This window comes from Rhodoferax sp., assembly GCF_039922535.1.
Classification (GTDB): domain Bacteria; phylum Pseudomonadota; class Gammaproteobacteria; order Burkholderiales; family Burkholderiaceae_C; genus Rhodoferax_B.
Genome location: NZ_JBDTEM010000196.1, coordinates 1 through 5,762, shown reverse-complemented (window position 1 = coordinate 5,762; position 5,762 = coordinate 1). Strand labels below are relative to the sequence as shown.

General features: G+C 63.6%; 6 protein-coding genes. 1 reads left to right on the top strand and 5 read right to left on the bottom strand.

The features are described 5' to 3' along the window. A partial coding sequence (locus ABI213_RS09275) for a heme-binding protein (RefSeq protein WP_348026833.1) occupies positions 1-287 on the top strand: 287 nt, incomplete at its 5' end. Between the two features lie 158 nt (positions 288-445). Here ABI213_RS09275 and ABI213_RS09270 read toward each other — a convergent pair. From ABI213_RS09270 to ABI213_RS09250, 5 genes are all read right to left on the bottom strand, one after another. Continuing rightward, the gene (locus tag ABI213_RS09270) at positions 446-1,126 is read right to left on the bottom strand and encodes a type 1 glutamine amidotransferase domain-containing protein (protein ID WP_348026831.1); all 681 of its coding nucleotides are present in this window, start codon (positions 1,124-1,126) and stop codon (positions 446-448) included. 100 nt (positions 1,127-1,226) lie between these two features. Next, entirely contained in the window at positions 1,227-1,832 is a 606-nt protein-coding gene (locus tag ABI213_RS09265) for a TetR/AcrR family transcriptional regulator (RefSeq protein ID WP_348006646.1), read from the bottom strand. A gap of 182 nt (positions 1,833-2,014) precedes the next feature. Continuing rightward, positions 2,015-3,415 carry a heavy metal sensor histidine kinase gene (locus ABI213_RS09260; RefSeq protein WP_348006645.1) on the bottom strand — a complete coding sequence of 467 codons (1,401 nt, stop codon included), beginning with the start codon at positions 3,413-3,415 and terminating at the stop codon, positions 2,015-2,017. Continuing rightward, a complete protein-coding gene (locus ABI213_RS09255; protein ID WP_348006644.1) occupies positions 3,412-4,116 on the bottom strand; it encodes a heavy metal response regulator transcription factor in 705 nt (234 codons plus the stop codon). Before ABI213_RS09255 ends, ABI213_RS09260 begins: the two co-directional genes overlap by 4 nt. Positions 4,117-4,134: 18 nt before the next feature. Further along, positions 4,135-5,762: efflux RND transporter permease subunit (locus ABI213_RS09250; protein ID WP_348026829.1), on the bottom strand; the 1,628-nt coding region annotated here is incomplete at its 5' end.

The following is a 5,762-nucleotide window of genomic DNA, read 5'->3' as shown; positions in this document are numbered from 1 at the left end:
CGATGGAGGGCACCAACCCCGACAACGTGGACTGGGTGCGGCGCAAGGTGAATGTGGTGCGGCGCTTTGCCCGCAGCTCGTTCTACATGGGCACGCTGTACCGCAGCAAGGGCAGCGATTTCGACACCGCCACCGGCCTGGACCCGCGCGAATACGCGGCCCACGGTGGGGCGTTTCCGATCCGCATCCGGGGCGCTAATCTGGTGGTGGGCACGGTCACGGTATCGGGCCTGCCGCAGGCGGAAGACCATGCCTTGGCGGTGGCGGTGCTGCAGACGCTGGTGTAGCGTGATATTTGAGTAGAATCAGGCTCTACCGCGCACTCCACCTGCGTGAGAAGCTACTGAATGCGTAGCAAATCACACGCAGGACTACCCGCTACTGGCCAGCTACACCCCGGTACATCGCGTTGCGGTACCGGGGTCCGGACTTATCGGCGGCTTGCTCAAGCCGCCAAGTGCTGCAGCAAAACGGTCGCGGCGGCGGCGGAGGACGCAGGGTTTTGGCCGGTGATCAGCAGGCCGTCGCTGACCACGTAAGAAGCCCAGTCTTCGCCCTTGGAGTAGATACCGCCCTGGGCCTTCAGCATGTCTTCAACCAGGAACGGCACCACCTGGGTCAGGCCCACGCCTTCTTCTTCGGTGTTGGTGAAACCGGTGACCTTCTTGCCTTGCACCAGGGGCTTGCCATCGGCAGCCTTCACGTGGCGCAGCACGCCGGGTGCGTGGCAGACGAACGCCACGTGCTTGCCCGCCGCCACGAAGGACTCGATCAAGGCGATGGATGCCTTGTCTTCAGCCAGATCCCACAGCGGGCCGTGGCCACCGGGGTAGAAGACAGTGTCAAAGTCGGCCTGCGACACGCTGTCCAGGCGCAGCGTGGCGGCCAGTTGCGCGGTCGCCTCTGTGTCGGCCTCGAAGCGGCGGGTCAGCTCGGTCTGGAACGCGGCTTCGTTGCTCTTCGGGTCGAGCGGCGGTTGGCCGCCATTGGGAGAGGCCAATACGATCTCGGCCCCCGCTGCCTTGAAGGCGTAGTAAGGCGCAGCCAGCTCTTCGAGCCAAAAACCGGTCTTGAGGCCGGTATCGCCAAGCTTGTCGTGGGAGGTGAGGACCATCAAAATTTTCATTGTGTTTTCCTAGTAGAGTGGGTTAAATAAATAGACCGGTCGTCTAATGAATCGGTCAAAAAAAGCACTTCAACCGAAGTGCATCCAGGGGCTGCCCCACTCAAGGGGACAGGTGAAGGATGTGGCGCGTGGTCTTGGTGGCGGCCTCAAAAGCCTGGGGGCTGCGAAGAATCTTGACCATGATGCTGGCTCCCAGCCACAGCTGGTACAGGCTTTCGGCCACCTGGGCAGGATCGCCGTCGATAGACAACGAACCTTCGGCCATGCCCGCCTCAATGGCCCGGGCCAGGCGCGCCGTAATGCCTGCAGTGCCTTGTTTCAGGGCCAGGCGCATGGGCTCCGACAGGTCGGCCACCTCGGCGCCCAGCTTCACGGCCAGGCACTTGCCTTGGCAATCCAGGTGCGACTGGCTGTCTTGCCAGTTTTGCCAGTACAGCATCAGGCGTTGCGCCATCGTCAAGCCGGGCTGGCGCAGCATCGTGTCTATTTCGGCCAGGTAGTCGTCAAAGTAGCTGTCGAGCAGCGCCTCGCCGAAAGCTTCTTTGGAGCCAAAGTAATGGTAGAACGAGCCTTTGGGTACACCGGCAGACACCAAAATTTCGTTCAGGCCCACCGCCGAGAATCCCTTGCCCGCCATGATGCGTTGCCCCACGGCAAGGATGTTGCTGCGGGTGTCCGAGGATTCGTGAGAGCTTGCGTTGGCCATGGCGCCATTATAGAAATTAAATAGACCAGTCGTCTATAAATTTTTCAACAGCTTTTTGCGGCGGCACATAGATGGGCGGTGATTTACAAGAGAAATTGGCCTCTGGCGCATATGCTACCTGCGGTGGTAGCTATTAAAAGATGAGCAATGCCTTGAAGAGCTTGAACAGGTCCTAAACCCAGTTAGCCTGCCTCTTCGGGCCCGGCGGCGCTGCGGGCCACGCTGAAGCCAATGGTATTGGTACCCGCCGCGCTGCTGGCCGCTACCTGGCCGCCATGCATGGCGGCCACGGCTTTGACGATGGCCAGGCCCAGGCCGTGGCCGTGGTGCTGGCCGAGGCCATGGCGGGCGGCATCGACGCGGTAAAAGCGGTCGAACAAATGCAACTGGTGCGCCCGCGCAATCGGCTCGCCGGGGTTGGATACGGTAATCCAGGTGGCGGCGGCATCCTCTCGCAGCGCCACCACCAGTTGCGCGCCCGGCGCTGAATGTTCGATGGCGTTTTGCAGCAGGTTGCTCATGGCGCGGCGGAACAGCGCGGTTTCCAGTTGCGCCTCGATGCCCTGGTCACCGTCAATGCGCACCTGCATGTGGCTTTCATCCAGCACAAATTCAAAAAACTCAATCGTCTTGCGCACCTCGACAGCGATGGGCGTGCGCACCAGGCCGGTGGCCACCTCGCCGCGGTCGGCACGCGCCAGGAACAGCATGTCGTTGACGATGGAGCGCACCCGCTCCAGGTCTTCCAGATTCGAGGCCAGCACCTCTTGCAGCTCGGGCGCACTGCGCGGACGCGACAGCGCCACCTGCGTGCCGCCAATCAAATTCCCCAGCGGCGTGCGCAGCTCGTGGGCCACGTCGGCGTTGAAGGCTTCCAGCTGCGCATAGGCTGCTTCAAGGCGGGCCAGCGCGCCGTTGAAGGCCCCGGTCAAGGCCTGGAGTTCGATCGGCAAAGCCGCCTCGGGCAGGCGCTGCGACAGGGTTTTGGGGCGCAGCGCCTGCGCTTCGTCAGACAAGCGCACCAGCGGTTGCAGGCCCACCCGCGCAATCCAGTGCCCGGCCAGCGCCACCGCCAGCACGGCCACCAGGCTCAGTGCCAGCAGTGCAGTGAAGAAGACCTGGCGTGTGCGCCGATAGGGTGTGGAGTCGCTGCCGATGATGAGCCGCACGCCGGGCCGGTCGTCCAGCGGGGCTATGTAGACCGATTGGGTGCGCATGGCATCGCTGTGGCCCGGCAGCATGATGGCCCCCCGGCCATCCGCGTCTTGGGTCATGCGCTGCATGTCGGCCAGCCCGCTGCCGTACAGGTAGCGCGGGTCGTCGCTGAGCACCCAGAAGCGCACGCTGCCGTCGGGCGGTGCCAGTGTGTCCATGCGGGCCTGTACGCGGTTCCAGCGCTCTACCGTGCCCACGTGCTGGATCGAATAGGCCATGTTTTTCAGGCCGATGTGCAGCTCGTCGTCCTGGTGGCGGGTGAGCTCGCGGTCCAGCACGGTGTACAGCGCGGCACCGATCAGCGCGAAAGTCAGCAGCGCTGCGGCGGCAAACATGGTGACCAGCCGCGCCGTGATCGAACGCTTCACGGCAGCGCGCCCCGGTCTGGCTCCGCGCGCACTTCCAGCACATAGCCCATGCCGCGGATGGTGTGCAGCAGCTTGGGCGACGTGGCCGCGAAGGGCACGTCGATCTTGTCGCGCAGCCGCTTGATGGCGACCTCGACCACATTGGTGTTGCTGTCGAAGTTCATGTCCCACACCAGCTCGGCAATCGCGGTTTTGGACAAGATTTCGCCCTGGCGGCGTGCCAGCACGGCCAGCAGGGCAAATTCTTTGGCCGTGAGGTCGATGCGCGCGCCGCCCCGGAAGGCCTTGCGCTTGAGCAGGTCGATCTGCAGGTTGGCGATGCTGAACTGCATCGGTTCCTGGCTGCGGCCACGCCGGGTCAGGGCCTGCAGCCGGGCCAGCAGCTCCAGAAACGAAAAGGGTTTGACCAGGTAGTCGTCGGCCCCGTCGTGCAGGCCTTTGACGCGGTCTTCCACCCGGTCGCGGGCGGTCAGCATGATGACGGGCGTTTGCTTTTGGGTGCGCAGCGCGCGCAGCACCGCAAAGCCGTCCCGTCCCGGCAGCATGGCATCCAGCACGATCACGTCGTAGTCATGCTGCATCGCCAGGTGCTGGCCGTCGATTCCGTTGTCGGCGATGTCGACCGCGCAGCCCTGCTCGGTCAGGCCCTTGGTCAGGTAGTCGGCCGTCTTGGCTTCGTCTTCGACAATCAGAATCTTCATACCGTGGTGGGCAGGCGTTCAACCGTGGGACTGCGCAGGGCTAGGGGGTGGCAGCGCGCCGGTACCGGCCCGGGCGGCTTTTTTCGCCGCCCGCGCTTCCTTGCGCGCCTGGAACCAATAGTGTGCCCGATCCAGGTAGAGGTAGACCACGGGGGTGGTGAACAGCGTCAGCGCCTGCGACACGATCAGGCCGCCGACCATGGCATAGCCCAGGGGACGGCGCAGCTCGGAACCATCGCCATGGCCCAGCATCAGCGGCAGGCCCGAGAGCAGCGCGCACATGGTGGTCATCATGATCGGGCGAAAACGCAGTACGCAGGCCTGGTAGATGGCCTCCTGCGGGGCCATGCCATGCTCGCGCTCGGCCTTGAGGGCGAAGTCCACCATCATGATGCCGTTTTTCTTGACGATGCCGATCAACAAGATGATGCCGATCAGCGCGATCACCGTCAGGTCGTAGCCGCCCGCCATCAGTATCAGCAGCGCCCCCACACCGGCCGAGGGCAGGGTGGACAGAATCGTCAGCGGGTGGATATAGCTCTCGTACAGCAGGCCCAGCACGATGTACACCGCCACCAGCGCCGCGGCAATCAGGTAGGGCTGCGAGGACAGCGAATCCTGGAAGGCCTGCGCCGTGCCCTGGAACGCGCCGGTCAGCGCCTGCGGCAGATTCATGTCGGTGCGCGCGGCATTGATGGCCGTTACCGCTTCGCCCAGCGCGTGGCCCTTGGCCAGGTTAAAGGACAGCGTGACCGCTGGAAATTGCCCCTGGTGGTTGATCGCCAGGTAGGCGGATTTGCTGGTGTCCACCTTCACGAAGGTCGACAGCGGCACCTGTTGGCCGGTGAGCGGCGAGGTCAGGTAGAGCCTGCTGAACAAGGATGGGTCTTGCTGCATCGCGGGGGCTACTTCCAGCACCACGTGGTAGCTGTTGAGCTGGGTGAAGTACTGGGCTATTTGGCGCTGGCCAATCGCGTCGTACAGCGTGGCATCAATGGTTGCCGGGGTGATGCCGAAGCTGGCGGCACGGTCACGGTCGATGGTGAGTACCGCAGCCGCGGCGGCGTTTTGCTGGTCCGAGGCCACATCGGTCAGCTCGGGCAGTTCCCGCAGGCGCTGCTGCAGCTTGGGTGCCCATTCGTTGAGCTCGTCCAGATTGGCATCGGTCAGGGTGTACTGGTACTGCGTGCGCGATGCGCGGCCGCCCACCCGAATGTCTTGCGCCGCCTGCAGAAACAGGTTCGCCCCTTGCACCTTGTTCAACTGCGGACGCAAGCGCGCAATCACCTCGTCGGCACTGGCCACGCGCCCGGCTTCTTTGGACTTGAGCGAGATGAAAAAATTGCCCGTATTGAAGGTAGAGGACGAGCCATTCATGACAAAAGCGGTCACGTCGGGGTCTCGCCGCACCACGTCGGCCAAGGCCAGCATGCGCGCATTCATGGCACCAAACGAAGTGTCTTGCGCCCCCTCGGCAAAGCCGGTGATCACGCCCGTGTCTTGCTGCGGGAAAAAGCCCTTGGGAATCACCGCAAACAGGAAGCCGGTGAAGGCCACCGTGGCAATGAAGCTGCACAGCGTGAGGAACTGGTGCCTCAGCACAAAGTGCAGGCCGCGCTTGTAGCCATTCAGCAGGGCGTCGAAGC